The 23748-nt window shown below is 27.2% G+C and carries 26 protein-coding genes and 1 riboswitch; of the genes, 21 read left to right on the top strand and 5 right to left on the bottom strand.

Annotated elements, in window-relative coordinates; translation table 11 throughout:
- Positions 1-205 precede the first annotated feature (205 nt).
- The 12 genes from mprF (at position 206) to ACYQ1T_RS04315 (ending at position 11431) form a co-directional block, all read left to right on the top strand.
- Positions 206-2731, top strand: a complete 2526-nt coding sequence (gene mprF / locus ACYQ1T_RS04370) for a bifunctional lysylphosphatidylglycerol flippase/synthetase MprF (protein WP_459832227.1) — start codon at positions 206-208, stop codon at positions 2729-2731.
- Positions 2732-2876: 145 nt separating this feature from the next.
- Positions 2877-3425: an accessory gene regulator B family protein gene (locus ACYQ1T_RS04365; RefSeq protein ID WP_459832224.1), complete on the top strand. Its 549-nt coding sequence runs from the start codon at positions 2877-2879 to the stop codon at positions 3423-3425.
- A 14-nt stretch (positions 3426-3439) separates the two neighbouring features.
- Positions 3440-3568 (top strand): hypothetical protein, encoded by a 129-nt coding sequence (locus ACYQ1T_RS04360; protein WP_459832222.1) that lies wholly within the window; start codon positions 3440-3442, stop codon positions 3566-3568.
- 24 nt (positions 3569-3592) lie between these two features.
- On the top strand, positions 3593-4858 hold the full coding sequence (locus tag ACYQ1T_RS04355; protein ID WP_459832219.1) for a sensor histidine kinase: 1266 nt from the start codon (positions 3593-3595) through the stop codon (positions 4856-4858).
- Between the two features lie 234 nt (positions 4859-5092).
- A complete protein-coding gene (locus tag ACYQ1T_RS04350) occupies positions 5093-5413 on the top strand; it encodes a (2Fe-2S)-binding protein (protein WP_459832216.1) in 321 nt (106 codons plus the stop codon).
- Between the two features lie 161 nt (positions 5414-5574).
- A complete protein-coding gene (locus ACYQ1T_RS04345; protein WP_459832213.1) occupies positions 5575-6327 on the top strand; it encodes a DeoR/GlpR family DNA-binding transcription regulator in 753 nt (250 codons plus the stop codon).
- A complete protein-coding gene (gene pfkB, locus ACYQ1T_RS04340; protein WP_459832210.1) occupies positions 6324-7229 on the top strand; it encodes a 1-phosphofructokinase in 906 nt (301 codons plus the stop codon). The genes ACYQ1T_RS04345 and pfkB overlap by 4 nt, the downstream gene beginning before the upstream one ends.
- Before the next feature lie 17 nt (positions 7230-7246).
- Complete coding sequence (locus ACYQ1T_RS04335) at positions 7247-9118, top strand: PTS fructose transporter subunit IIABC (protein WP_459832207.1); 1872 nt, start codon at positions 7247-7249, stop codon at positions 9116-9118.
- Positions 9119-9345: 227 nt separating this feature from the next.
- Positions 9346-9933 (top strand): rubrerythrin, encoded by a 588-nt coding sequence (gene rbr, locus ACYQ1T_RS04330; RefSeq protein ID WP_459832205.1) that lies wholly within the window; start codon positions 9346-9348, stop codon positions 9931-9933.
- Positions 9934-10159: 226 nt separating this feature from the next.
- Complete coding sequence (gene dhaS / locus ACYQ1T_RS04325) at positions 10160-10732, top strand: dihydroxyacetone kinase transcriptional activator DhaS (RefSeq protein WP_459832202.1); 573 nt, start codon at positions 10160-10162, stop codon at positions 10730-10732.
- An 80-nt stretch (positions 10733-10812) separates the two neighbouring features.
- Positions 10813-11115, top strand: coding sequence for a DUF3892 domain-containing protein (locus ACYQ1T_RS04320; RefSeq protein ID WP_459832199.1), 303 nt, complete (start codon positions 10813-10815; stop codon positions 11113-11115).
- Between the two features lie 136 nt (positions 11116-11251).
- On the top strand, positions 11252-11431 hold the full coding sequence (locus ACYQ1T_RS04315; protein WP_459832197.1) for a hypothetical protein: 180 nt from the start codon (positions 11252-11254) through the stop codon (positions 11429-11431).
- A 59-nt stretch (positions 11432-11490) separates the two neighbouring features.
- Here the strand turns inward: ACYQ1T_RS04315 and ACYQ1T_RS04310 are convergent, their stop codons facing one another.
- From ACYQ1T_RS04310 to ACYQ1T_RS04300, 3 genes are read right to left on the bottom strand one after another with little or no spacing between them, the layout of a single operon-like run.
- Entirely contained in the window at positions 11491-12477 is a 987-nt protein-coding gene (locus ACYQ1T_RS04310; protein WP_459832194.1) for a DUF4097 family beta strand repeat-containing protein, read from the bottom strand.
- A complete protein-coding gene (locus ACYQ1T_RS04305; RefSeq protein WP_459832192.1) occupies positions 12477-13166 on the bottom strand; it encodes a DUF1700 domain-containing protein in 690 nt (229 codons plus the stop codon). The genes ACYQ1T_RS04310 and ACYQ1T_RS04305 overlap by 1 nt, the downstream gene beginning before the upstream one ends.
- 16 nt (positions 13167-13182) lie before the next feature.
- Positions 13183-13488, bottom strand: a complete 306-nt coding sequence (locus ACYQ1T_RS04300) for a PadR family transcriptional regulator (RefSeq protein ID WP_459836456.1) — start codon at positions 13486-13488, stop codon at positions 13183-13185.
- A gap of 566 nt (positions 13489-14054) precedes the next feature.
- On the opposite strand from ACYQ1T_RS04300, the gene sfsA reads away from it, so the two are divergent.
- From sfsA to ACYQ1T_RS04285, 3 genes are read left to right on the top strand one after another with little or no spacing between them, the layout of a single operon-like run.
- A complete protein-coding gene (gene sfsA / locus ACYQ1T_RS04295) occupies positions 14055-14747 on the top strand; it encodes a DNA/RNA nuclease SfsA (protein WP_459836454.1) in 693 nt (230 codons plus the stop codon).
- 40 nt (positions 14748-14787) lie between these two features.
- Positions 14788-15288: an NAD(+) diphosphatase gene (locus tag ACYQ1T_RS04290; protein ID WP_459832189.1), complete on the top strand. Its 501-nt coding sequence runs from the start codon at positions 14788-14790 to the stop codon at positions 15286-15288.
- Between the two features lie 23 nt (positions 15289-15311).
- A complete protein-coding gene (locus ACYQ1T_RS04285) occupies positions 15312-15524 on the top strand; it encodes a nucleotidyltransferase family protein (protein WP_459832186.1) in 213 nt (70 codons plus the stop codon).
- A gap of 241 nt (positions 15525-15765) precedes the next feature.
- Here ACYQ1T_RS04285 and ACYQ1T_RS04280 read toward each other — a convergent pair whose 3' ends face one another.
- Both ACYQ1T_RS04280 and ACYQ1T_RS04275 read right to left on the bottom strand, forming a co-directional pair.
- On the bottom strand, positions 15766-16110 hold the full coding sequence (locus ACYQ1T_RS04280) for a hypothetical protein (protein ID WP_459832184.1): 345 nt from the start codon (positions 16108-16110) through the stop codon (positions 15766-15768).
- Positions 16111-16113: 3 nt separating this feature from the next.
- The gene (locus ACYQ1T_RS04275) at positions 16114-17310 is read right to left on the bottom strand and encodes a DUF1576 domain-containing protein (RefSeq protein ID WP_459832182.1); all 1197 of its coding nucleotides are present in this window, start codon (positions 17308-17310) and stop codon (positions 16114-16116) included.
- 299 nt (positions 17311-17609) lie between these two features.
- Between ACYQ1T_RS04275 and ACYQ1T_RS04270 the strand changes: the two genes are divergently transcribed.
- The 6 genes from ACYQ1T_RS04270 (at position 17610) to ftsH (ending at position 23643) form a co-directional block, all read left to right on the top strand.
- Positions 17610-18284 (top strand): hydrolase, encoded by a 675-nt coding sequence (locus ACYQ1T_RS04270; RefSeq protein WP_459832180.1) that lies wholly within the window; start codon positions 17610-17612, stop codon positions 18282-18284.
- Positions 18285-18410: 126 nt separating this feature from the next.
- Positions 18411-18575, top strand: a riboswitch (Lysine riboswitch).
- A 165-nt stretch (positions 18576-18740) separates the two neighbouring features.
- Positions 18741-20033 carry a diaminopimelate decarboxylase gene (gene lysA / locus ACYQ1T_RS04265; protein WP_459832177.1) on the top strand — a complete coding sequence of 431 codons (1293 nt, stop codon included), beginning with the start codon at positions 18741-18743 and terminating at the stop codon, positions 20031-20033.
- A gap of 191 nt (positions 20034-20224) precedes the next feature.
- Complete coding sequence (locus ACYQ1T_RS04260; RefSeq protein ID WP_459832175.1) at positions 20225-20449, top strand: DUF3006 domain-containing protein; 225 nt, start codon at positions 20225-20227, stop codon at positions 20447-20449.
- Complete coding sequence (gene lepB / locus ACYQ1T_RS04255) at positions 20449-21063, top strand: signal peptidase I (protein ID WP_459832173.1); 615 nt, start codon at positions 20449-20451, stop codon at positions 21061-21063. Before ACYQ1T_RS04260 ends, lepB (ACYQ1T_RS04255) begins: the two co-directional genes overlap by 1 nt.
- Positions 21064-21092: 29 nt before the next feature.
- Complete coding sequence (gene lepB, locus ACYQ1T_RS04250; protein WP_459832171.1) at positions 21093-21659, top strand: signal peptidase I; 567 nt, start codon at positions 21093-21095, stop codon at positions 21657-21659.
- Positions 21660-21678: 19 nt separating this feature from the next.
- The gene (ftsH, locus tag ACYQ1T_RS04245; protein WP_459836452.1) at positions 21679-23643 is read left to right on the top strand and encodes an ATP-dependent zinc metalloprotease FtsH; all 1965 of its coding nucleotides are present in this window, start codon (positions 21679-21681) and stop codon (positions 23641-23643) included.
- Positions 23644-23748 lie beyond the last annotated feature (105 nt).

The following is a 23748-nucleotide window of genomic DNA, read 5'->3' as shown; positions in this document are numbered from 1 at the left end:
AAATTTAATTGATTAGGTAGAAAATAGACTTTAATAATAGTATCTTAAAATAAGCTTAAAATAATCTTAAAATAACCATAAAAATGAAATTTTCTTTTGAATTAAAGAGTTTATTCATATATACTGATAAAAGTATTGTAAATTAAAACTAAGATATTGTATTTAAAAATATTAAAATAAAATTAATTTTGTAGGGAGAATTTAAATGAAAGTGAAACTAGGGAAAAAATTAAAGTTGGCTATAAAAATAATATTCATATTAGCAATTTTTACAGTTATACTTATGGAATTTAAAAAATTATTTTTAGATTTTAATGCACGTACTTTCCATTTTTATAGAGATAAGCTTTCTATAGTAAGTTTAACTATCATTGCAGCTTTAGGAATAATATCCTATTTGCCGTTGTCGTTTTATGATTTTGTTATAAAGGATACATGTGAGATAAATTTAAATAATAGAAAACTATACAAATTTTCTTGGATTGCTAGTTCAATTTCAAGTATGGTAGGATTCGGAGGAACTGCTGCAATAGCATTGAAGAGTTATTTTTACGCACCATATATTAAAGATAAAAATGTACTTGTAAAAGAAGTTTCAAAAATAGTAGCATTAAATTTTACAGGATTTTCAATGGTATGTTTTGTTTACTCTATATTAAATATATCAAATTTAAGAAATTTTGAATTAATACAAATAGGTATATTAGTAGCAGCAATTTATACACCAGCTCTTTTTATTTATAATATAGTTAGATATATTAATAAGGACAAACGTAAAGATGCATCTAAAACAATTAAAATAATGATGATTTCAATTGCAGAATGGATAACATCTGTTATTTTAATATATGGAATTTTAACAATACTAGGAACTAAATTAACATTAGCACAAATATTTCCTATATATGTAGTATCATCTGCTATAGGAATTATAAGTATGATACCGGGAGGTCTTGGAACCTTTGATTTATCATTTATATTATCTATAGGAGCTTTAGGAGTTCCTAAAGAAGAGGCATTATTAGCATTAGTATTATATCGTGTAAGTTATTATATTGTTCCACTAACAATAGGATTAATATTATTTATAAATGAAATCAAAAAGGACATAGATAAAAAATACAATAATATATTTACAACAGTTTTAAGCAATCTTACATATACTGTTTCTTCAATATTAATATTTTTAACAGGGATAATGATGTTATTATGGAGAGCATTACCACATATGAAAGTTGTATTTAGAAAGATGTATGTACTAAAAGAACCAATAAATAATGTGGCTATTACTACTGAAATAGTTATGGGATTTTTACTTATAGCAATTTCTACAATGCTTGCATATAAATCAAAATATACATTTAGAGTTGTTATGGCTTTAGTTGTAGTTACATTAATAAGATCATTAGTAGGACTTGATTCATACTGGCAAGTTGGCTTTTTAATTTTTGTAACTATATTTTTATTTTTAAGTAGAAAGAATTTTTATAGAGAAAGTTTTACTTTTTCTTGGGAAAAAATACTTAAAGATACAATAACTTTATTTGGATTTCTAATATTTTATTTAGTAATAAATTTTCCAAAATTCCCACATAAGGCAAATAAGTTAGGTGGATATATTAGAGAAATGATAGCTAATACTTATAGTTATTTATTTATTAGTAGTATTATAGGATTTTTAGTATCAATATTATTTATAGGAACTATTTATTTAATTAATAAAAGAAGAAAATATCCATTTAAAACTTTTGAAGATAATAAAGATTATATTTCAAATATTTTAGAAAATTATAAAGGGACACCATTAACTCATTTAGTTTATTTAAAAGATAAATATGTATTTATAAATGAAAATAAAACAGTTCTTATTCAATATCAAAAATATGCAGATAAGTTAATTGTTTTAGGAAATCCAGTAGGAAATAAAAGTGACCTTTTAAATGCAATAGAAGAATTTTATGATTTAGCTGATAAATATGGATATACACCAATATTTTATCAAATAGATAAAGAGATGATTCCTATACTTCATGAATATGGATATGAATTTATGAAGCTAGGAGAAGAAGGAATTGTAGATTTAGTAAACTTTTCAATTGCAGGTAAAAAGACTCGAGGGTTAAGAGCCGCATATAATAAAATAGAAAAGGCTGGATATACTTTTGAGATTATAGAACCACCATTTAGTAGTGAAGTTATAAAAGAACTAAAAGAAGTTTCTAATGAATGGCTTGGAGATAAGAAGGAAAAAGGATTTTCTATGGGATTCTTTGATGAAGCTTATTTATCTTTAGATAAGCTAGCTATAATTAAAGATGCTAATGGAAAGATTAAATGTTTCGCAAACTTGATGCCAATGTATGATGAAGGAAAAAGTTTTTCTATAGATTTAATGAGATATTCTAATGATGCAATAATTGGAACAATGGATTTTCTTATGCTTAATCTTATATCATATGGAAAGGAAAATCAATTTAAGAACTTTGATATTGGAATGGCTCCATTAGCTAATGTAGGAACATCAAAATATTCATTTGTAAGCGAACGTATTGCAGCACAAATATGTGTTTATGGTCAATCTTTTTATTCATTTACAGGATTAAGAAGTTTTAAGGAAAAGTATACAAAGCAATGGACACCTAAATATTTAGCTTATAGAAAAAAAACATCTTTACCATTTACTATGATGCAAGTAATAGCTGTATGTAATAAAAATATTAAAGTAAATTAAAAAATAAACCTTCGGAAAATCCGAAGGTTTATTTTTTTAGCAAATTTTTGTGGAAATGAGTAATGAAAAATAAATCTTATTGAGTAATAAATCGTTGTTTGTTATAATTATGTATATAATAGTAAAAAAATTAAGGAATATATTTATGAGAGGGTTAATAAATAAGATAGTTAATAAAATATCTCAAGAAAATAACTATACTCAAGAACAAAAAGAACAAGTTGAGTATACTTTAAGGGTTTTAACTTTTGAGATAATAAAAATGATATTGCTTCTAATAATATTTAGTTTATCTGGATATTTTAAAGAAGCACTTATTATATTACTAGCAATGTCATTTACTAAACCGTTTATTGGAGGATATCATGAAGAAACACAAAGTAAGTGTTTCTTAGCTACTTTTCTTCTAACTTCTGCAATTATATTTTTAAGTTTTAACAGTAGACTTGAATTTATAACTACTGTAATTTTGGGTGTAATAAATATTTTTGCAGTATATCATCAAGCGCCAATAATAAATCCTATGATGCCGTTAAGTAGAGAAGATTTAATTAGACGCAATAGAATTTTAGGATTAGTAAGTGTTGTGTTTTTAGTAGTGTTGTCAATTTGTACATTTAATATTAATAATATCTCTTTAATATTAATATGGACAATAACTATACAAACAATTTTAATGTTTAATAAAAAATAATGGGGTGAGAATTTATGAAAAAAGGAAAAGGTCTAGGATCAATTTTATTAGCTTTATCAGCTATTTTTGTTACTGCTGGAGTAGCATCAGCTATGACTATAGGAGTAGAAGATATGCCTGAATCTATTAAAAATAAAAGATAATGTTGTAAATATGGGGGAAATAAATTGTTAGTAACTACGGCAGATATAATAAACAGTATATTACAGACAATATTATTTATAAGTGTAATAGAATATTGTGTAAATGGAAATAAAATAAATGGGAAAGGTAAGCTATTTTTAATAGGAATTATTTTTTTAGCAAGTACTTATATTTTCACCTATTTTTTAGGTAACTCATCTATTTCTATGTTTTTAATACACATTATTCAGATGATAATTTTAGGATTAATTTATAATTCAAATTACCTTGGAGCAGTTATAGCATTTAATATGGTTAACTTTGCTATTGGAATAAATGTACTTATATGCGGAAACATATATTTTGGATATCTTACACATATAATAGATGCTAAATATTTAGATACTGTTTTAATAGTTACTATGTATTTACCTCAATATGTTATGACTTATTTAATTATGAGTAATATGAAATCTGTACTAAAAAGTTATAAGCTTATAACAAGTATGAAGTATTCTTTAATAACAATAATAATTATAATCTTTTCTTTAGATTATACTATAGCATTTTCAAGAATGTTATATGGTAAAGATTCTAGTTTATTTAAAAATTTTATACTAGTAACTTATTTAGTATTATTAATTTTTGTAACTATTTATTTTGCAAATGTTAAAAGTAAAAGTAAAGAGATTTCTAAGTTAAATGAGGCATTAGACTTTAAAGTTCAAGAACTTAAAAAAGTTAAACATGATTATGGTGCACAAATATCTTACTTATATGGATTGCATTTAATGGGTAAACACGATAGATTAGGTGAACTATTAAAAGATATAATTAATGGAAATAATAGCATTAAGGATGCTGTTCAGGTTTGTAATAATCAAGGTTCTATTATTTCTATTGTTATGAAGGATGCTATAGACAAAGGGATAAATGTTATAATAGATGAACAATTTGACATAAGTAATTTAAATATTTCAGAATTAGAACTTCAAAGTATAATTTCTAATATTGTAAGTAATTCTATTAGAGCTCTTGATGGGAAGGGATTGATAACAGCTAGAACTTATATTAGGTTTGATAATATTCTGATAGTAATTCAAAATAATGGGCCTAAGATTCCAGATAATATAATTGAAAAAATATTTGAACCTGGATTTTCTACTAAAAAGAGTTCGGATCATGGATTTGGATTATCTATTGTAAAAGAACTAGTAGAAAAATATAATGGTAAAATTTCTGTGAAAAGTAATGAGGAACTTACAGAATTTAAAATATCCTTACCATTTAAAGTGGACAAGGCGATGTAATATTAAATAGAAAGAACTAACTTTTAATGAAACTTTAATCATTAAAAGTTAGTTCTTTTTTATTTAAGTAGTATATTTTATTTTTAAATTAAAAAAGTTAAATATTATATCTAATTAATACCTAAAATATTTTTATAAATATAAAATTTTAAGAGATATAAAAAGAAAATCTTGATAAACAATATTTATTATTATATAATAATAAATATAAAAATAAAACTTTGGAGGATTCAAATGGCAGGAAATAAGGTAATTTGTCATTGTTGTAATGTGGATTACGTGACAATAAGAAAAGAAATGATTAATGGAGCCCGTACATTAGATGAAATAGAAGAGTCAACAGGGGCTGGACTTGGTTGTGGTGCATGTACTGAAGAAATAGAAAAAGTTTTATCTTCAGTTTGTGGGTGCAGAAGTGTATCTCTTGAAACTGTAGTTAATGCAGTAAAAAATGGAGCTGATACAGTTGAGAAGGTAGGGGAAGTTACAGGAGCAGGAACAGCTTGTGGGAAATGTAAATCCTTAATAAATAATGTTATTGAAATAAAGAAATAGGAATTAAGATCTTGATTTTTAATCAGGATCTTTTTTTAATAGTAAATGGAATTTAAATGATTTTTATGAAAGTTTTACTTCAAATAAATGAATTAATTTGAATGTTTATGATTGAAATTGACTGAAAAAAGAGTTATTATATATATAAGGAAGTGATGAAAATGTTAACAGAAGAAAGACATAGTATCATTTTAGAAGAAATAAAAAGAAATTCAGTAGTTAATGTCAGCGAATTAGTTGAAAAGCTTAATGCATCAGAATCTACAATAAGAAGGGATTTGAATTTTTTACATAAAGAAAAAAAGCTCAAAAAAATTCATGGTGGAGCAACATCCTTAGATAAGGTAATACATACAAAAGATCATTTAGTATCAGAAAGAGAAAACCTTAATATAGAAGAAAAAATAGAAATAGCAAAATATGCAGCTTCTATAATTGAAGAGAAGGATTTTGTTTATATTGATGCTGGAACAACAACAGATTTAATGATTGACTATTTAACAGAAAAAGATGCCATTTATATTACAAATGGTATAAATCAAGCAAAAAAATTAATAAATAAAGGGTTTAAAGCCTATATATTAGGTGGGGAAATTAAAGTATTAACAGAAGCTATAATTGGGGTAGAAGCTATAAATAGTTTAAAGAAATATAATTTCACAAAAGGTTTTTTTGGAACAAATGGTATTTCTAAAGAAAGTGGATATACTACTCCGGATATAAAAGAAGCTTTGGTAAAGCATGAGGCTTTAAATAGAACAAGCTTGGCATATATCTTATCTGATAAATCAAAGTTTAACGAGGTAAGTTGTGTGACCTTTGGAAATTTAGAAGATGCTGTAATAATTACTAATAATATAGATGATAATATATATGGAGATTTAACTGAAATTTTGGAGGTGTCTAAGATATGATATATACAATAACTTTTAATCCAGCTTTAGATTATATAGTTAATGTAGAAGACTTTAAATTAGGAAGTGTTAATAGAACAACCTATGAAGAAGTGTATGCTGGAGGAAAGGGAATAAATGTTTCTATAGTTTTAAAAAACCTAGGAATAGAAAATAAAGCACTAGGGTATATAGCAGGTTTTACAGGTAAAGAGATAGAAAGAAGAGTAAAAGAGTTTGGATGTACTACAGATTTTATTAAATTAGAAGATGGAATGTCTAGAATTAACGTAAAGCTAAAGTCTAGTGAAGAATCAGAAATAAATGGAAGTGGTCCTAAAATAAATGATGAATCATTAAATAAGTTGTTTAAGCAGTTAGAAGTTTTAGATAATAATGACATTCTTGTATTAGCAGGAAGTATTCCAACAACATTACCTAAAAATATATATGAAACTATCATGGAGAGATTAAGTGGTAGAGGAATTAAATTTATAGTAGATGCTACTGGTGAGTTATTATTAAATGTATTAAAATATAACCCATTTTTAATAAAGCCAAATCACCATGAATTAGCGGAGTTATTTAATGTAGAAATAAAAAATGAAGAAGAAATTATTTATTATGCTAAAAAGCTTAAAGAGATGGGAGCCCATAATGTACTAATTTCAATGGCTGGTGATGGAGCAATATTTATTACTGAAAATAATGAAGTTTTAAGAAGTGATGTACCAAAAGGAAAACTAAAAAACTCAGTAGGGGCTGGAGATTCAATGGTAGGTGGATTTTTAGCAGGATATTTAAAAAATAATAATTTAGAGGAAGCCTTTAAAATGGGAGTAGCTACAGGTAGTGCAAGTGCATTTTCAGAAGGGCTAGCAACCAAGGAAAAAGTAGAAGAGTTATTAAAACAAATAATATAAAATAGGAGGATAAAATAATGAAAATTACTGATTTACTTAATAAAAGGGCTATATCATTAAATCCTAAAGTAACAGATAAAAAAGAAGCTATAAATACTTTAGTAGAATTAATGGATAAGGCAGGAAAACTTAGAGATAAGGAAGAATATAAGAAAGCAGTTTTAGCTAGAGAGGAATTAAGTACAACAGGTATAGGTGAAGGAATAGCTATTCCTCATGCAAAAACTACTGCAGTTAAAGAAGCTGGATTAAGTTCAATGGTTTTAACTGAGGGAGTTGATTATGACTCTTTAGATGGAGCACCAGCAAAACTATTCTTTATGATTGCGGCACCAGATGGGGAAAATAATCTTCATTTAGAAGTGCTTGCAAGACTTTCAACAATGCTTATGGATGAAGGCTTTAGAGAAGATTTAATACAAGCTAAATCCGTAGATGAGTTTTTAAAACTTATAGATGACAAAGAAAGCGAAAAGTTAAATGAAAATAAGAAAGAAGAAAAAAATAAAGGATATAGAGTTTTAGCTGTTACAGCTTGTCCAACTGGAATAGCTCATACTTTTATGGCAGCGGAAAGTTTAGAAAATAAGGCAAAAGAAATGGGTATATCTATAAAGGTTGAAACAAATGGTTCTGGTGGGGCTAAAAATGTTTTAACTCAAGAAGAAATAGATAATGCAGAATGTATAATTATAGCTGCTGATAAAAAAGTAGCTATGGAAAGATTTAATGGAAAAAAAGTAATACAAACTAAAGTAGCAAATGGAATACATAAATCAGAAGAATTAATAAATCAAGCAACAAGTGGAAAAGCATCAGTTTATAATCACCAAGGTGGAAGTGATATGAGTGAAGCTTCAGGAGAACATGAAAGTGCAGGAAGAAGAGTATACAAACACTTAATGAATGGTGTTTCTCATATGTTACCATTTGTTATAGGTGGAGGTATATTAATAGCTTTAGCATTCTTATTTGATGATTATAGTATAGACCCATCTAATTTTGGTATGAATACACCATTTGCAGCATTCTTAAAAACAGTTGGTGGAACTGCATTTGGATTTATGTTGCCTGTATTAGCAGGATATATTGCAATGAGTATTGGTGATAGACCAGCATTAGCAGTTGGTTTTGTAGGTGGAATGCTTGCAAATCAAGGTGGCTCAGGATTCTTAGGTGCATTACTTGCTGGATTTATAGCAGGATATTTAGTGTTAGGTTTAAAGAAGATATTCTCATCATTACCTAATAGCTTAGAAGGCTTAAAACCAGTACTTTTATATCCATTCTTCGGTATATTATTAATTGGAGCTATAATTGTATTTGTAGTTAATCCTCCAGTAGGATCTTTAAATAATGGTATTACAAACATGTTAAACAACATGGGTGAAACAAGTAAAATATTACTTGGAGCAGTTTTAGGTGGAATGATGGCTATAGATATGGGTGGCCCAATAAATAAGGCAGCTTATGTATTTGGAACAGCATCTTTAGCTAGTGGACAATTTGAATTTATGGCTGCTGTTATGATAGGTGGTATGGTACCTCCTTTAGCAATAGCATTAAGTACTACTTTCTTTAAAAATAGATTTACACAAAGAGAAAGACAATCAGGATTAACAAATTACATAATGGGATTATCATTTATAACAGAAGGAGCTATTCCTTTTGCAGCTGCTGATCCATTAAGAGTTATACCTGCATGTGTAGTAGGTTCTGCAACAGCTGGAGCTTTATCAATGGTATTTGGATGTGCGTTAAGAGCACCTCACGGTGGAATATTTGTACTTCCAGTTATAACAAATCCTTTAGGATACTTTATATCATTAGTAGCAGGATCAGTTTTAGGAATGGTCGTATTAGTGGCCTTAAAGAAAAAAATAAAATAATGTAAATAAATCTCTGTAAGGATAATTCTTACAGAGATTTATTTTTATAGAACTTAAAGTTTGATTATATAATACCTAAAATAAAAACCGAATAAATTAGAATTTTCAGTTAAGTAATAATAATTATTACTTAGTATTGACTGGAAAGATCATTATAAGTATAATAGTACTATAAACTGGATTAATAAATATATATTTCCAGTTAATTTAGTGTGTGGAGGTATGTAATGAAAAGTTTAAAAGGAAGTAAAACAGCAGAAAATTTATTAAAATCATTTGCAGGAGAAAGTCAAGCAAGAACAAGATATACTTATTATTCAAGCATAGCTAAAAAAGAGGGGTATGTACAAATTGCTAATGTATTTTTAGAAACTGCAGAGCAAGAAAAGGAACATGCTAAGAGATTTTATAAATTTTTAAAAGAAGATTTTGTTGATGAAGCTATAGAAATAAATGCAGCTTATCCAGTATCTTTTCATAATGAAACAGCTAAAAATTTAAAGGCAGCAGCAAATGGAGAAAATGAAGAATGGTCTCATGACTATCCAGAGTTTGCAAGAATTGCTAAAGAAGAAGGTTATAACGAAGTAGCAGTAGCCTTTGAAAGAATAGCAGAAGTAGAAAAAAGACATGAAAGAAGATATAGAAAATTACTTAATAACATAGAAAATGGAACAGTATTTAAAAAAGAAGAAGTTGTACTTTGGAAGTGCAATAACTGTGGATACATAGCAGAAGGATTAGAAGCACCAGTTGTTTGCCCAGCTTGCTTACATCCACAAGGATACTTTGAAGTATTTTTAGAAAACTATTAAAATTAATAAGGCTATCTATAAATTTATTTATGGATAGCCTTATTTTTGTTGAAGTTAATAATATATATAAATAGATAAAATTAAGTAAATTTAAAGTAGTTAATAGAAGAGATTATTTAAGTTAATATAAAATAGTTAATAGAATCAGTTATTATTGTAAAAGCATATAAATTTAAGTATAATTTTTTATAAGTATAAATGTAAGTAAGGTTTGGTAGGTGATAGGATGTCTAATTCTTTAATAACAAAAAATGCTATTGCGGCATCTCTAAAGGAGTTAATGAAAAGTAGTGATTTACATAAAATATCTGTAAAAGATATTGTTGATAAATGTGGAGTTAATAGACAAACATTCTATTATCATTTTCAAGATATTTTTGACTTAATAGATTGGATATATAAAACAGAAGCTGTGGAGAGTATATCAGAATATAGAAGTTATGAAACTTGGACAGATGGATTATTTAAAATTTTTAAATATATTGAAGAAAACAAAAGTTTTTGTTTAAATACATTAAATTCTATGGGAAGAAATCATTTAGATATGTATTTATATTCTGTAACTAATGAACTAATTATGGGCGTTGTTAATGAAGTAGCTTTAAATAGAAATGTAGCTAATAAAGATAAGGAGTTTTTGGCTAATTTTTATACATTAGCATTTACAGGCTTAGTTATTCAATGTATGAAAAATGGAATGCTTGAAAAGCCGAATAGTATAATAGAGGATTTAAAAGAGCTTATTCATGGAAATTTCGTAGTAGCAATAGACAGATACGAAAAAAAGGGAATAATATAAAATATCAATTTAATATAAAGTAGTATTAAAGATAAGTTATTGGAGAAAATAATATCATCAAGTTATTGGAGGTGTTATTTATGAATAATGAAAATGATGGAATGATGGGAGGATTACCAATCAACATCAATAAGGAAGTTCCAACACCAAATAGTGATGCAAAATCAATAAAGGCTTTAATTAAACATTCAGGTGAAGTTATTGGATATGAACTTTCTAGTGGAGAAAGAATATCTAAAGAACAAGGTGTTGAAATGGCTAAAAATGGCAATATCTCAGGGGTAGCTGTAGGCGTTTCTAAAAAAGGAGAAGAATATTTAAGAAGTTTACCAGATCAATCTGAAGGAAATAACTTAAGTGCATTACCTACAATAAATGAATAAACGTATTTTAAAAGATTAGCAATTTGCTAGTCTTTTTTTAATTTATAAAATGTTAAAAATTAAGTCGAATATTTTGCTATAAAAATATGATAGAATTACCTTGTAGCTAAAATACATATATAAAGGAGTCGTTAAGATGAACACAATTATGTTTATAATAATGATAGTTGCAGCTGTATTTGCATCATATAAAATGGCTGAAGAAAATGGTCAGCAGAAGATAGTTTGGGCTGCAGTAACAGCTTTAATGGGACCTATGGTTGTTGTGGTACAGTACTTATATTTCTATTACAGAATAAAAACTTCAGAACAATAAGTAAAATAAAGTAGACAATGATTAAGTTTTTATAATAAACCTAATCATTGTCTTTTAATTTAAGGATATATAGTAAAATCTCCAGTAACAGTTTTTACGTTAATTATACTAGAGCCATCACCTATAGAAAAGCTAATATTTTCGTTATGTTCGGGTAAATTATTATTAGCTAAATTAGACGTGAAATCACCATTTACTGTAGAGTAAGTAACAGATAAATTTTTATTATCGTTAATAGATATATCTACATCTCCAGAAGTAGTATTAGCAATAAAAGATGATAATGGATTTGCTAAAGAGGCAAAAATATCCCCATTAACTGCTGTAGCTTTAACTACTCCAGAAACATTATTTATATTAGCATCACCATTAATAGTATTTAACAATAAGTCATTGCTAGTTAAAAAATTAGTATTTATATTTCCATTAGTTGTAGATAAATTAATTTTAGGTGATTTTATGGAATCTAGTTGAATATCTGAATTAACTGATTTAATATCAAGATTAGTAAATGAAGAATTATTCAGATTAACATTACCTGAAGTATTAGTTATATTTAAGTCTCCAGCATAAGACTGAGGAATTTGTATATTAAACTTCACTGCAAAATTATTAGTAAAGATATCCTTATTAAATGTTATTTTTAATATATTATTTTCCTTTTTTACAATGAATGGCTCACCATTAGTTATAATATTAGAATTATTAGTAAAACCTAGAACATTAAGAGTATCTCCAGAATAGTTTTCTATAGATGTTGAATAACTATGTTTATTTATAGAAATATTTTCATCAGAAGATACAGCATTACCGAAATCTAATGTTAATGATTTTATATCTGATAATGATTGAGAATAATTAAAGTTTGGATTTTCATTATAACTATTAAAACCAAGAAACCAATCACTTGTATCAAAATATTTACTTAATGTAAATCCACTATTAGATAAAACTATAAATCCAGCTATAAAGCATGATATTGATGAAATAAATAAAGCAAGCATAAATATTTTCATTTTTGTACTTATAATTTTTTTTCTAGCCATTACTTTTCCTCCTGTTCATTTGGAGATATCCAAAAAATAAACTTTTTAACTAATATTACACATAATTTTATAAAATAATAGCTACATAAGATTGAAAAGATAAATAATAAAATACAACCTATAACCATTAAGCCAATTACTGAACTTGGAAAATCTAAAATAAAGGCTGGAAAGACAAAAGCACCAACTGTATTAGTAACTACTTTACCTATAAGTATTCCTATTCCTCCAATAGATAATCCTAATGATCCAACTATTACACTTACAATAATTGCTAAAATACTAATAGCAATAGCACCTATTACAGGGCCAAAAAGAAAAAGAGAAAGAACAATAATAATAACAGTAATAATTATATTGTTATTATTTCTTTTAACATTTGTTGAATTAGAGCTACTTGAAGCTTTATATTCAGCGTTAAAAGTATCTTGTTTATCTTCAGTGTAATCATTATAAGATTCTTCTTCCTCTACAGGTTCTTCTTTATATTTTTGAAGGTAGCCATTTCTATATTGATTTACTATATCATATGGATTGCCAAGTTCTTCTATTATATTTTCTTCAGTTTTCCCAGAAGCAAAACCAACATCAAAGTGTTCTTTGTAGTCATATAAAATATCACTAAGTTCACCAGCTGGGAAGTCACTTAAACCATCTTTAAGAATATTTAAAAACATTTCTTTAGTCATTATTAATGAGACCCCCTTAAACTAATATTTTATTTATTGAATTAGAAAAATTAATCCATTCATTTTGTAATTCATCTTTAACTTGATAACCAAGTTCAGTTAATTTGTAATACTTTCTTGGCGGGCCTTCTTGAGATTCTTGAAGATAAGTTGTGAAGTACCCTTCTTGTGTTAGCCTTCTTAAAATAGGATATATTGTACCGTCTGAAATTTGTATGTGTTCAGAAATTTCAGATATTAATTCATAGCCATAACAATCCTTTTTAGATAGAACTGAAAGAACACATAATTCTAAAACGCCTTTCTTTAGTTGAATATTCACCATATCACCCTTTCTTAGTTAAAAATAAAGATATATTTGAAAAGTAGTAATTTTAAATAGTAAATTTTTTCTTTTCTATAATATAGTATATAAAAGGCTATTATATAATACAAGGTACTGAATAATGTTTAAGGAAATATTAAGAAGTGGATAAGTAAATCTTAAGAAGTGTAGAACTTGTTAAGATTGTGGAAAGTTATCCACAAAATGTGGATAAGTATTAAAAACTGTTGAAAACTTTTAAAAAGGGTATTGACACAATATATATTGCAAGAATATATGTTTGTAACAATATGATGATTTTTAGGGAAGCATAGAAAAAAATGAAATAGTATTAAAATGGATAAAATTCCAAATGTGTATAACTTTAAAAAGTTATACACAGATTGTATATAATGTGGATAAAATCTGTGGATAATGTTACAATATTAATGTAAATATAGGAAAAATCATAGAAGATAATAGTTAACCTGTGGACAACTTTTTTGGAAAAGAAAAAAATATATGAAATAAATGCAAAAAAATGTGGAAAACTATCAATATATAATAAACTTAAGGAGTCTTATATGAAATATAATAAAAATATATATGAAGCAATATTTATAAATAGACCTAATAGATTTAATGCTAAGGTTATTTTAAATGAAGAAGAAATAGTTGTACATGTTCCTAATACAGGAAGATGTAGAGAACTACTAATAGAAGGGGTAAAAGTATTTTTAAGAGAAGAGGAAAACCCAAATAGAAAAACTAAGTATGATTTAATAGCAGTTATGAAAGGTGATATGTTAATTAGCATAGATTCACAAATTCCAAATAAAGTAGTATATGAAGCACTAGTTAATGGAAAAATAGAAAAATTAAAAAAATATAAAAGTATATTAAGGGAAAAGACTTTTGGAAAAAGTAGGTTTGATTTTAAGTTATCAACAGATAGCGAAGAAATTTATTATTTAGAGGTAAAAGGTGTAACTTTAGAGAATAATGGGTATGCTAGATTTCCAGATGCACCAACAGAGAGAGGAGCTAGGCATATACTTGAATTAGTACAAGCAAAAGAGCAAGGATTTGGTGGAGGAATTTTATTTTTAATACAATTAGAAAATGTTAATAAGTTTTCTCCAAATGATGATACGGATCCAGATTTTGCTAACGCTTTAAGGTTAGCATCTGAACATGGAGTAGATATATTTGCATATAATTGTAAAGTTGATAATGAAGGAATTGCTATTAATGAACAGGTTGATATAATATTATAATAAGATATAAATAAAGTAGAATAAAAAGATGAGGTGAAATATGAAATTTAAATTTTGTCCTCTATGTGGGAGAACACTAGAAGAAAAATATAGTTGGGATGAGGGTGGAGTACCATATTGCTCTCATGATGATATAATGTTTTTTGATACACCTAAGCCATGTATTATGGTAGCTGTAATTAAAGATGATGAAATTTTATTATTAACACAAAGTTATATATTTAAAAATTCAAAGGTTTTACTTTCAGGATATGTTGGCCATAATGAAACTGCTGAGGAAGCCGTGTGTAGAGAAGTAAAAGAAGAAGCAGGAATAGAAATAGGTGATTTAAAATATTTAGGAACAGATTTTGTAAAAGATAAGGAAATATTAATGATTACTTTTATGGCAAAGCATATATCAGGTGAAATAAATAAATCAACAGAAGTAGAAGGTATGGAATGGAGAAAGTTAGAAACTGCTCTAGATGAAATGAAGGAAGACTTAATAGGTAGCAAAGTGGTTAGAAAAGCATTAGAGAGTATGAAAAATAAATTTTAATATATTCTAAATTGGGGAATTTTATGTTATATGATACTTTAAGTTATGTAGGAAGTAAATTAAATGAAGAAAATATACTTTGGGCAGTTGGGGCATCAGTATTATTAAATAACTATGGAATAATATCAAAGCCTAATGATATAGATATTTTAGTAGATATTAAAGATATTCATAAAGTTGATAATATTCTTACTAACATTGGAAAAAAGCATATTAGTGATAAAGTAAATACCTAATCAACAAAAATCTTACCATTTAAAGTAAAAGAAAGCATAGAGAATATATTAAAGAAAAAAGTTACTCAAATTCGTTTATAAATGTAAGAGTGAATTAATAAATATAGAAATTTAGATTTTTACTTAAGAAATTAAAAATAGAGGGATATTGGACAAGAAAATTTAAATACAACATATTGTTGAGTTAAATATTATAATGCCATAGCCCTCTATTTTTATTATAAAATGTATAAATACATTATTAATGTTCTTCTCTTAAAATTTTAATTGTAAGAACCTCATTTTCGTATATTATATCTACATTATCTATCATCATTCCAACTAATGAAAGTTCACAATCAAGCTCACTTTCACCTCCAAGATGCCAATAATATTGTTCAACTTCATGTTGACGATCTGTGTTTAAAATTCTATTTAAATTTTCAAGTTCTTCACTAGGCATATCTATCACTTTACCGGATATAAAGAAATAAGAGCTATCTTCACCACTCCCCATATCTATGTGAACATCTTCAGTTCCTAGTTTATGAAAATAGGTAATAAGTTCACTAATTATTCTAAGATTTTTTTCAAATTTAAACTTCATTTTTTAGTTAATCTCCTTTTTGAAAGTTGTTATTAATGGAATTAGTATCATTGCTACAAAGCCAGCTGCTAAACCATTATTATATAAATTAAGTCCACCATGAAGTGATCCTATATTTGTTACCATATTTAAGTGAAGAATTCCAGCTAGTATTCCTATTTTAAATCCAAATTTACCTGCAATTGGAGCAAGGGCTGTGGAAAATAAAATAGATAATAATAAAGTAGGCGAATTCATAGGAGCTACATGAAAATAAGATGCAATACAAGCACCTAAAACTATAGGTATTGTATTTTTTAAATGTTTTCCAAAGCAGCCAAATCCCATAATTGTAAATATACCTGCCATTGTAGGACCATTTAAATCTCCTTTAATAAGAATTACAAATAGTGTATAAAATAGTCCAAGTATTCCCATATTTATATAAGAAGCTTCTCCAAAGAGAAGGAAAAAGTCGCTAACTAGCCTACCAGTTTGCTTATTTATTTCAATAAGCTTTTCTTTAGGTTTATTACTAAAAATTAACCCAATAATTATTAAATATACAGATATTATAGTTAAAAATATTGTGAATTTAATATTAGAGCCAGTATGCCAAATAAGTCTTGTTTCAAAATTAATTCCAAAACCACGGAATATAGACATTAATAAAGTAGCAAATAATCCACCAGCAAAGCCTATATTATATAAATTATACCCATTATGAGATTTAATGCAATGGGATGCTATAGGAGCTAAAATAAATCCTGTAAAAATCCCAATTAAATACCCTAGAACTATACCTTGAAATGTTGAAAAATGCCCTGTAAAACTAAGTTGACTAACTGTTGGTGCAAGAGAAGTAGCTAAAAGAGCAACTAAAACATAATTTAAAAATGGTTCTTTTTGATATTTTGAAAATAAATATGTTCCTATGATTATTGGCCAAATATTTAATATATTTTTACCGAAAAAAGAGAAGCCTGTCATTAACCATAAGGCCATTATAGTAGACCCATTTGGTTTTATACCTATACATACAAGTATTAAAATAGAAATGCTACTTGTTAAAGCTGCATTTACTAAAGTTGCACCAATGCCTCCAACTTCAAAATAATCTGTAATTAAAATGTCTGGAGTAAATATTATAGACTTTAAGCCATTAAAAATCTCCTTGGGTGAGTCTATAAAAAGTGCAAAAATAATAAAAAATAAATACATTATTAGCAATACGATATATGGGGGATAGAGTTTCTTTTTTAAAGTCATTAGAAATCACCTCTCTTGTATAGTATTGTTTGAAAAATAATTATTAAAAGTAAAAAATTATAGTTGATAAATACCTTTGATTTGTGTAAAATTCGTAGGTATTGTTTTATTAAAAATAATATATTTAGATACAATTATTATACATATATAATTGCAAGTAATATCTTTAAATATAATTATAAAGTAGTATAATATAAATTGGAAATATAAAGTGGTAAATAATTAAAAATCATAAGCAATAGGGGGAGCATATGGAAGTTAAAAAGACCAAACAAGTACCAGAAATTAAGGGGATATTAAGAAGTCATGTAGTTGAAGTGCCAACTTGTATAAGAGATTGCACTGGAATAAAAATCTTTGGTAAGAGAATAAAATCGTTATTGTTTACTACAGATGTTGCTATTATAAGAAATACAAATGCAGATGCTATAATAGCAGTTTATCCATTTACTCCTCAGCCTCTAATAACACAAGCTTTAGTAATGGCTGCTGATGTTCCAGTATTTTGTGGCGTTGGAGGAGGAATAACACAAGGCAAGAGAGTTGTTAACCTTTCCCTAGATGCAGAGTTTAAAGGAGCAATGGGCGTTGTAGTTAATGCACCAACATCAAATGAAATAGTAAAAAGTATTAGAGAAACTATTGATATACCAGTAATTGTAACGGTAGTTTCAGAATGTGAGAATATTAGAGAAAGAATTGATGCTGGAGCAACAATTCTTAATGTATCAGGTGGGAAAAATACACCTAAAATAGTTAGAAAAATAAGAGAAGAATTCCCTATATTCCCCATTATGGCAACTGGTGGACCAACAGAGGAGACAATTATTGAAACAATAGAAGCTGGAGCTAATGCTATAACATATACCCCACCATCATCAGGAGAAAAAATGGGAGAGTTAATGGATAAATATAGAGGTGAATGAAAGTTACTTAATAAAAAAAAAATTCTGAAAATAAATATAGAATAATTTTGTAAAAAGTGTATAATAATATTAATAGAAAGATTTAAGAGATTAAATATAAAATTTAGTTTCTCACTTTAAAAGAATTACCAAGGTAGAGGAGCTGTTATAAAGAGTATCTATGATTAGCCGGCAGGCTTCGAGGCATAGAGAAAGGGATAATAGCCGAAGAGATATCAATGCTAAAAGTTATTTCTGGGTATGTATATAATATATACATAACTGTCACGTAAGTGGAGAGCTACAATGGCATTAAATTGCAAAATTATGAATTAGGTAAATACCTAAAAGTATTTATAAATAAAATACTAACATAATTATAGCTATCATTAAACTTATGTAAGTCTACCACTATGGATAATTCCGTAGTGGATTTTTTATTATTAAAAAAATAGATAGTTAAAATGGAGGTAAATTATGAGACTATTTGGGGCAAGTCGATGTAAAGGAAATGATTTAGTAATTGGAGGTATTAGTGCAAAGGAGCTAGCAAAGAATTATGGAACTCCATTATATGTAATGGATGAGCAATTAATTATTGATACCTGTAGAAGCTATTATAAAAATTTTAAATGTAGAGAAACTGGAAATAGAGTTGCCTTTGCAGGAAAAGCATTTTTAACAGTAGCAATGTGCAAGTTAATAAAAGAAGAGGGGCTTTTTTTAGATGTTGTTTCAGGGGGAGAGTTATATACTGCTTATAAGGCAGAATTTCCATTGGAAAATATATATTTTCATGGAAACAATAAAACAATAGATGAAATAGAACTGGGAGTAAAACTTGGAGTTGGTAGATTTATAGTTGATAATCTTTTAGAACTTGAAAAGGTAAATACAATAGCCAGAAAGTATAAAAAAGTTCAAAAGATATACCTAAGGTTAACTCCAGGTATAGAGGCTCACACACATGATTATATAAAGACAGGACAAATAGATTCTAAGTTTGGGTTTGCGCCAGTTGGTAATATAATTTTAGATGCAGTTAAAACTGCATTAGAATTTGATAACATTGAACTAGTAGGGTTACACTGTCATATAGGATCACAAATTTTTGAAACTGAACCCTTTGGTGATGCAGCAGAAGTTATGTTAAACTTTATTAATACTATCAAGCAAGAAACAGGACATTTAATTGAAGAGTTAGATTTAGGTGGAGGTTTTGGTATTTATTATTCAGAAGGTGATAAGCCAAAGGAAACTGAGGAATATTGCAATGTAATATTAAATAGAGTAGATGAAGTATGTAAAAAGTTATGTCTTAAAAGACCAATTTTAACTATAGAGCCAGGTAGATCAATTGTCGCTAATGCAGGGACTACATTATATACAGTAGGATCTATAAAAGAGATACCTGATATAAGAACTTATGTAGCTGTAGATGGAGGAATGACAGATAATATTAGACCAGCATTATATGGTGCAAAGTATGAAGCTGTTATTGCTAATAAAGTAAATGATAAATTAACAGAAAAAGTAACAATAGCAGGCAAGTGTTGTGAGTCAGGAGATATACTTTTAAAAGATATTAAAATACAAAAAGCTGAGAGTGGAGATATATTAGCAGTATTTTCAACAGGAGCATATGGATTTTCAATGTCTAATAAATATAATAAAAATTTAAGACCAGCAGTTATATTTGTAAGAAACGGAGAGGCAAAAGTTGTTGTTAAAAGACAAAGTTATGAAGAATTATTAGAAGGAGAGCTATAGAAAGTATTATATAAGCTTAAAATAAAGCAAAAGCTATTTGATTTTTATTTTATCAAATAGCTTTTTATTTTAATAATGTGTAAAAAAATTTAACTGACACAAAGCTGATATTTAAATTTAAATCAAATGTGTTATACTAAAATATAAGTATAAAAAAAGAGAGGTGAATAACAACAGGATTGTTATATTATATGGAAAAACAACTTTTTATTGTAGATAGAATTGAAGGTGAATATATAGTTTTAGAAGCACCTAATAATAAAATTATTAATATAGATAAAAAAGAATTAACAGATAATATAAAAGAGGGAGATATATTAATTAAAAAAGGGAATAAATTTATTCTTGATGAAGTAGAAACTAGAATAAGAAAAGAAAGAATAGAAAAAATCGTGAAAGGTTTGTGGGAAGATTAATGGAGAAGAAAAATTCTAAAAATGATCTATATATATCTAAATCCTTAGATGTTAATATAGAGGATGATGAAAACTCAGAAAAAGATTATAAGTTAAATTTAAAAGAAAAGAAAAATGGATTTTTTTATGAATGGGGAATTCCAATAATTGTAGCAGTAATTTTAGCAACTCTTATAAATAAGTTTGTTGTATTTAAAGTTTTTATACCATCAGAATCAATGGTACCAACTTTAAATGTTAAGGATAGACTTTTTGTTACAAGAGTCTATAAGCCTAAAAAGCTAGAAAGAGGAGATATAGTTGTATTTTACTCAGATGAACTACAAGATTCACTAATTAAAAGACTTATAGGGCTTCCAGGAGATAAGGTTAAAATTGTTGATGGAGTAGTATATGTAAATGGAGAAAGGTTAGATGAACCATATATAGGAGCAGCAGACAGATTTAATGGAGAATATGATGTTCCAGAAGGGAAGTACTTTTTCTTAGGAGATAATAGATTATGGTCAAAAGATTCAAGATATTGGATTAATCCATATATAGATGGTAAAGATATAAAAGGAAAGGCACAAATTAAAGTATATCCATTTAGTGAAATTGGAAAGTTGAAGTAATTAAATAAGTATGGGATTGGAGATTGATAATGCTTGAGAAGTTTAAAGAACTTTTACAAGAGAGAAAAGGAGAAAGTGAAGAGCCTATACAAAAGAAAAATAACATTTTAGAATATGGAATTTTAATAATAGCTTCTTTAATTTTAGCACTTTTAATAAATGAGTTTATAATATTTAAAGCATATGTACCTACATCATCCATGGTTCCAACTTTAAATGTAGATGATGTGCTTTTAGTAACAAGAATTTATAATAAGGATGTTCTGCAAAGAGGAGATATAGTAGTATTTTATTCAAAAGAAAATGATGAACATATGGTAAAAAGGCTGATAGGTTTACCAGGTGACTATATATCAATAGAAAATGGGGCAGTATATATAAATGGAGAACTATTAAAAGAAGAGTATGTAAAAAATAAAGATGAGTTTAATGGGGAATATTATGTTCCAGAAGAAGAATACTTCTTTTTAGGAGACAATAGATTAATATCATTAGATTCAAGAAGATGGAAGGATACCTATATAAAGTCGGAAGATATAATAGGAATAGTAAAATTTAGAATATTTCCTTTCAAAAATATAGGAAGTATAAAATGATGGAGAGTAAGAGAAGATGATGGGTAAAAATACTGAAGACAATAATGCAAAAAAAAGAAATTTTATGATTTGGTATGCTGTTATAACATTTTTAGTTATATATGCTTTTACATCTACTAAAAGTATGATGACTACAAAGGAGTTAAACTATAATGAGTTCTTAACAATGATTAAAGCTGGAGAAGTTGAAAGTGTTGTTATAGGCCAAAATGAAATACAAATAACCCCTAAAGAAAATAGCGATAAAAAAATAAAGGGTAAAATATTATATACAGGGAATGTAAAAGATCCTAAATTAGTTGATACATTAAATGAAGCTGGAGTTAACTTTAAAGCAGCACCAGTAGAAAATAATTTTATAACAGAATTTATTATAACTTGGTTGTTACCATTTGTTATGATATTCTTCCTATTTAAATTTGTAATGAGTAAAATAGGAGGAAAAATTGGCGGTGGTCCAATGATGGGGTTAGGAAAAAGCAATGCTAAGGTTTACAAAGAAAATGATATAAGCATTACATTTGATGATGTTGCAGGTCAGGATGAGGCAAAGGAATCATTAAAAGAAATAATAGATTACTTAAATCATAATGAAAAATATATAGATATAGGAGCTAAACTTCCTAAGGGAGCTCTTTTAGTAGGACCTCCAGGAACAGGAAAAACATTACTTGCAAAAGCTGTTGCAGGTGAGGCTAAGGTTCCGTTTTTATCCATTTCAGGATCAAACTTCGTTGAGATGTTTGCAGGAATGGGAGCTGCTAAAGTAAGAGATTTATTCCAAGAAGCAGAAAAAAATTCACCTTGTATTATTTTCATAGATGAAGTTGATTCAATTGGTAAAAGTAGAGATTCTCAAATTCAAACTAATGATGAAAGAGAGCAAACCTTAAATCAATTATTAACTCAAATGGATGGCTTTGACTCTACAAAGGCTATAGTAATTTTAGCAGCTACAAATAGACCAGAAATATTAGATAAGGCACTTCTAAGACCAGGTAGATTTGATAGAAGAGTTATAGTAGATAGACCAGATTTAAAAGGAAGAGTAGATATATTAAAAGTTCACTCCAAAGGAGTAAAATTAGGTGAGGATGTTGATTTAGAAGAAACAGCAAAGGGAACTCCAGGTGCAGTGGGAGCAGACCTTGCAAATATAATTAATGAAGCGGCCTTAAGAGCTGTTAAACATGGTAGAGATATGGTGCTTCAAGAAGATTTAAGAGAAGCTGTTGAAGTTATAATAGCTGGTAAAGAGAAGAAAGATAGAATATTATCACCTTTAGAAAAGAGAATAGTTGCTTTCCATGAAGTTGGGCATGCACTTGTTGCAGCTCTTTTAGAAGGTACTGACCCAGTTCATAAAATAACAATAGTTCCAAGAACTATGGGAGCATTAGGATATACAATGCAGTTACCAGAGGAAGAAAAATATTTAGTATCTAGGGAAGAACTTATAAATCAAATAACAGTAATGCTAGGTGGTAGAGCTGCTGAAGAAGAGGTATTTAAATTAGTTTCAACAGGAGCATCTAATGATATTGAAAGAGCAACTCAAACAGCAAGAAGTATGGTTACGGTTTATGGTATGACTGATAAGTTTGATATGATGGCTTTAGAGTCAGTTAAAAATAGATATTTAGATGGTAGGGCTGTAAGGGAATGTAGTGAACAAACCTCTACATTAGTAGATGAGGAAATATTATCAATTATAAGAAATTGCCATGAAAAGGCAAGAAGACTTTTAAATGATAATAGAGAATTATTAGATAAAATATCAGAATATTTATTAGAAAAAGAGACTATATTTGGTGAAGAATTTATGGAATTTGTTTTTGAAAAACATCCAGAATTAAGAGCTACTAAAGGCAAGAAAAAGAAGGAAGTAAAACCTAAAATTGAAGAAATAAAAACTGAAGATAATATTATTGAATTAGAAGAAGCTAATACTTCTAATGATAATACTGAAAATAAAGAATTATAAAAGATATATAATTATAGGAAGAGTGAGGCATAAATAGTTGCATCACTCTTTCTTAGAGTTTTAATAAAAATAATAGACTTAATATTAATATTTTGATATAATAAA

The organism is Clostridium carnis (assembly GCF_054657435.1).
This window is presented reverse-complemented; position numbering and strand designations above follow the sequence as displayed.

Coding starts and splice junctions, on each gene's coding strand:
- mprF (WP_459832227.1), top strand. CDS start 206: ATGAAAGTGAAACTAGGGAAAAAATTAAAGTTGGCTATAAAAATAATA.
- ACYQ1T_RS04365 (WP_459832224.1), top strand. CDS start 2,877: ATGAGAGGGTTAATAAATAAGATAGTTAATAAAATATCTCAAGAAAAT.
- ACYQ1T_RS04360 (WP_459832222.1), top strand. CDS start 3,440: ATGAAAAAAGGAAAAGGTCTAGGATCAATTTTATTAGCTTTATCAGCT.
- ACYQ1T_RS04350 (WP_459832216.1), top strand. CDS start 5,093: ATGGCAGGAAATAAGGTAATTTGTCATTGTTGTAATGTGGATTACGTG.
- ACYQ1T_RS04345 (WP_459832213.1), top strand. CDS start 5,575: ATGTTAACAGAAGAAAGACATAGTATCATTTTAGAAGAAATAAAAAGA.
- pfkB (WP_459832210.1), top strand. CDS start 6,324: ATGATATATACAATAACTTTTAATCCAGCTTTAGATTATATAGTTAAT.
- ACYQ1T_RS04335 (WP_459832207.1), top strand. CDS start 7,247: ATGAAAATTACTGATTTACTTAATAAAAGGGCTATATCATTAAATCCT.
- rbr (WP_459832205.1), top strand. CDS start 9,346: ATGAAAAGTTTAAAAGGAAGTAAAACAGCAGAAAATTTATTAAAATCA.
- dhaS (WP_459832202.1), top strand. CDS start 10,160: ATGTCTAATTCTTTAATAACAAAAAATGCTATTGCGGCATCTCTAAAG.
- ACYQ1T_RS04320 (WP_459832199.1), top strand. CDS start 10,813: ATGAATAATGAAAATGATGGAATGATGGGAGGATTACCAATCAACATC.
- ACYQ1T_RS04315 (WP_459832197.1), top strand. CDS start 11,252: ATGAACACAATTATGTTTATAATAATGATAGTTGCAGCTGTATTTGCA.
- ACYQ1T_RS04310 (WP_459832194.1), bottom strand. CDS start 12,477: ATGGCTAGAAAAAAAATTATAAGTACAAAAATGAAAATATTTATGCTT.
- ACYQ1T_RS04305 (WP_459832192.1), bottom strand. CDS start 13,166: ATGACTAAAGAAATGTTTTTAAATATTCTTAAAGATGGTTTAAGTGAC.
- sfsA (WP_459836454.1), top strand. CDS start 14,055: ATGAAATATAATAAAAATATATATGAAGCAATATTTATAAATAGACCT.
- ACYQ1T_RS04290 (WP_459832189.1), top strand. CDS start 14,788: ATGAAATTTAAATTTTGTCCTCTATGTGGGAGAACACTAGAAGAAAAA.
- ACYQ1T_RS04285 (WP_459832186.1), top strand. CDS start 15,312: ATGTTATATGATACTTTAAGTTATGTAGGAAGTAAATTAAATGAAGAA.
- ACYQ1T_RS04280 (WP_459832184.1), bottom strand. CDS start 16,110: ATGAAGTTTAAATTTGAAAAAAATCTTAGAATAATTAGTGAACTTATT.
- ACYQ1T_RS04275 (WP_459832182.1), bottom strand. CDS start 17,310: ATGTATTTATTTTTTATTATTTTTGCACTTTTTATAGACTCACCCAAG.
- ACYQ1T_RS04270 (WP_459832180.1), top strand. CDS start 17,610: ATGGAAGTTAAAAAGACCAAACAAGTACCAGAAATTAAGGGGATATTA.
- lysA (WP_459832177.1), top strand. CDS start 18,741: ATGAGACTATTTGGGGCAAGTCGATGTAAAGGAAATGATTTAGTAATT.
- ACYQ1T_RS04260 (WP_459832175.1), top strand. CDS start 20,225: ATGGAAAAACAACTTTTTATTGTAGATAGAATTGAAGGTGAATATATA.
- lepB (WP_459832173.1), top strand. CDS start 20,449: ATGGAGAAGAAAAATTCTAAAAATGATCTATATATATCTAAATCCTTA.
- lepB (WP_459832171.1), top strand. CDS start 21,093: ATGCTTGAGAAGTTTAAAGAACTTTTACAAGAGAGAAAAGGAGAAAGT.
- ftsH (WP_459836452.1), top strand. CDS start 21,679: ATGGGTAAAAATACTGAAGACAATAATGCAAAAAAAAGAAATTTTATG.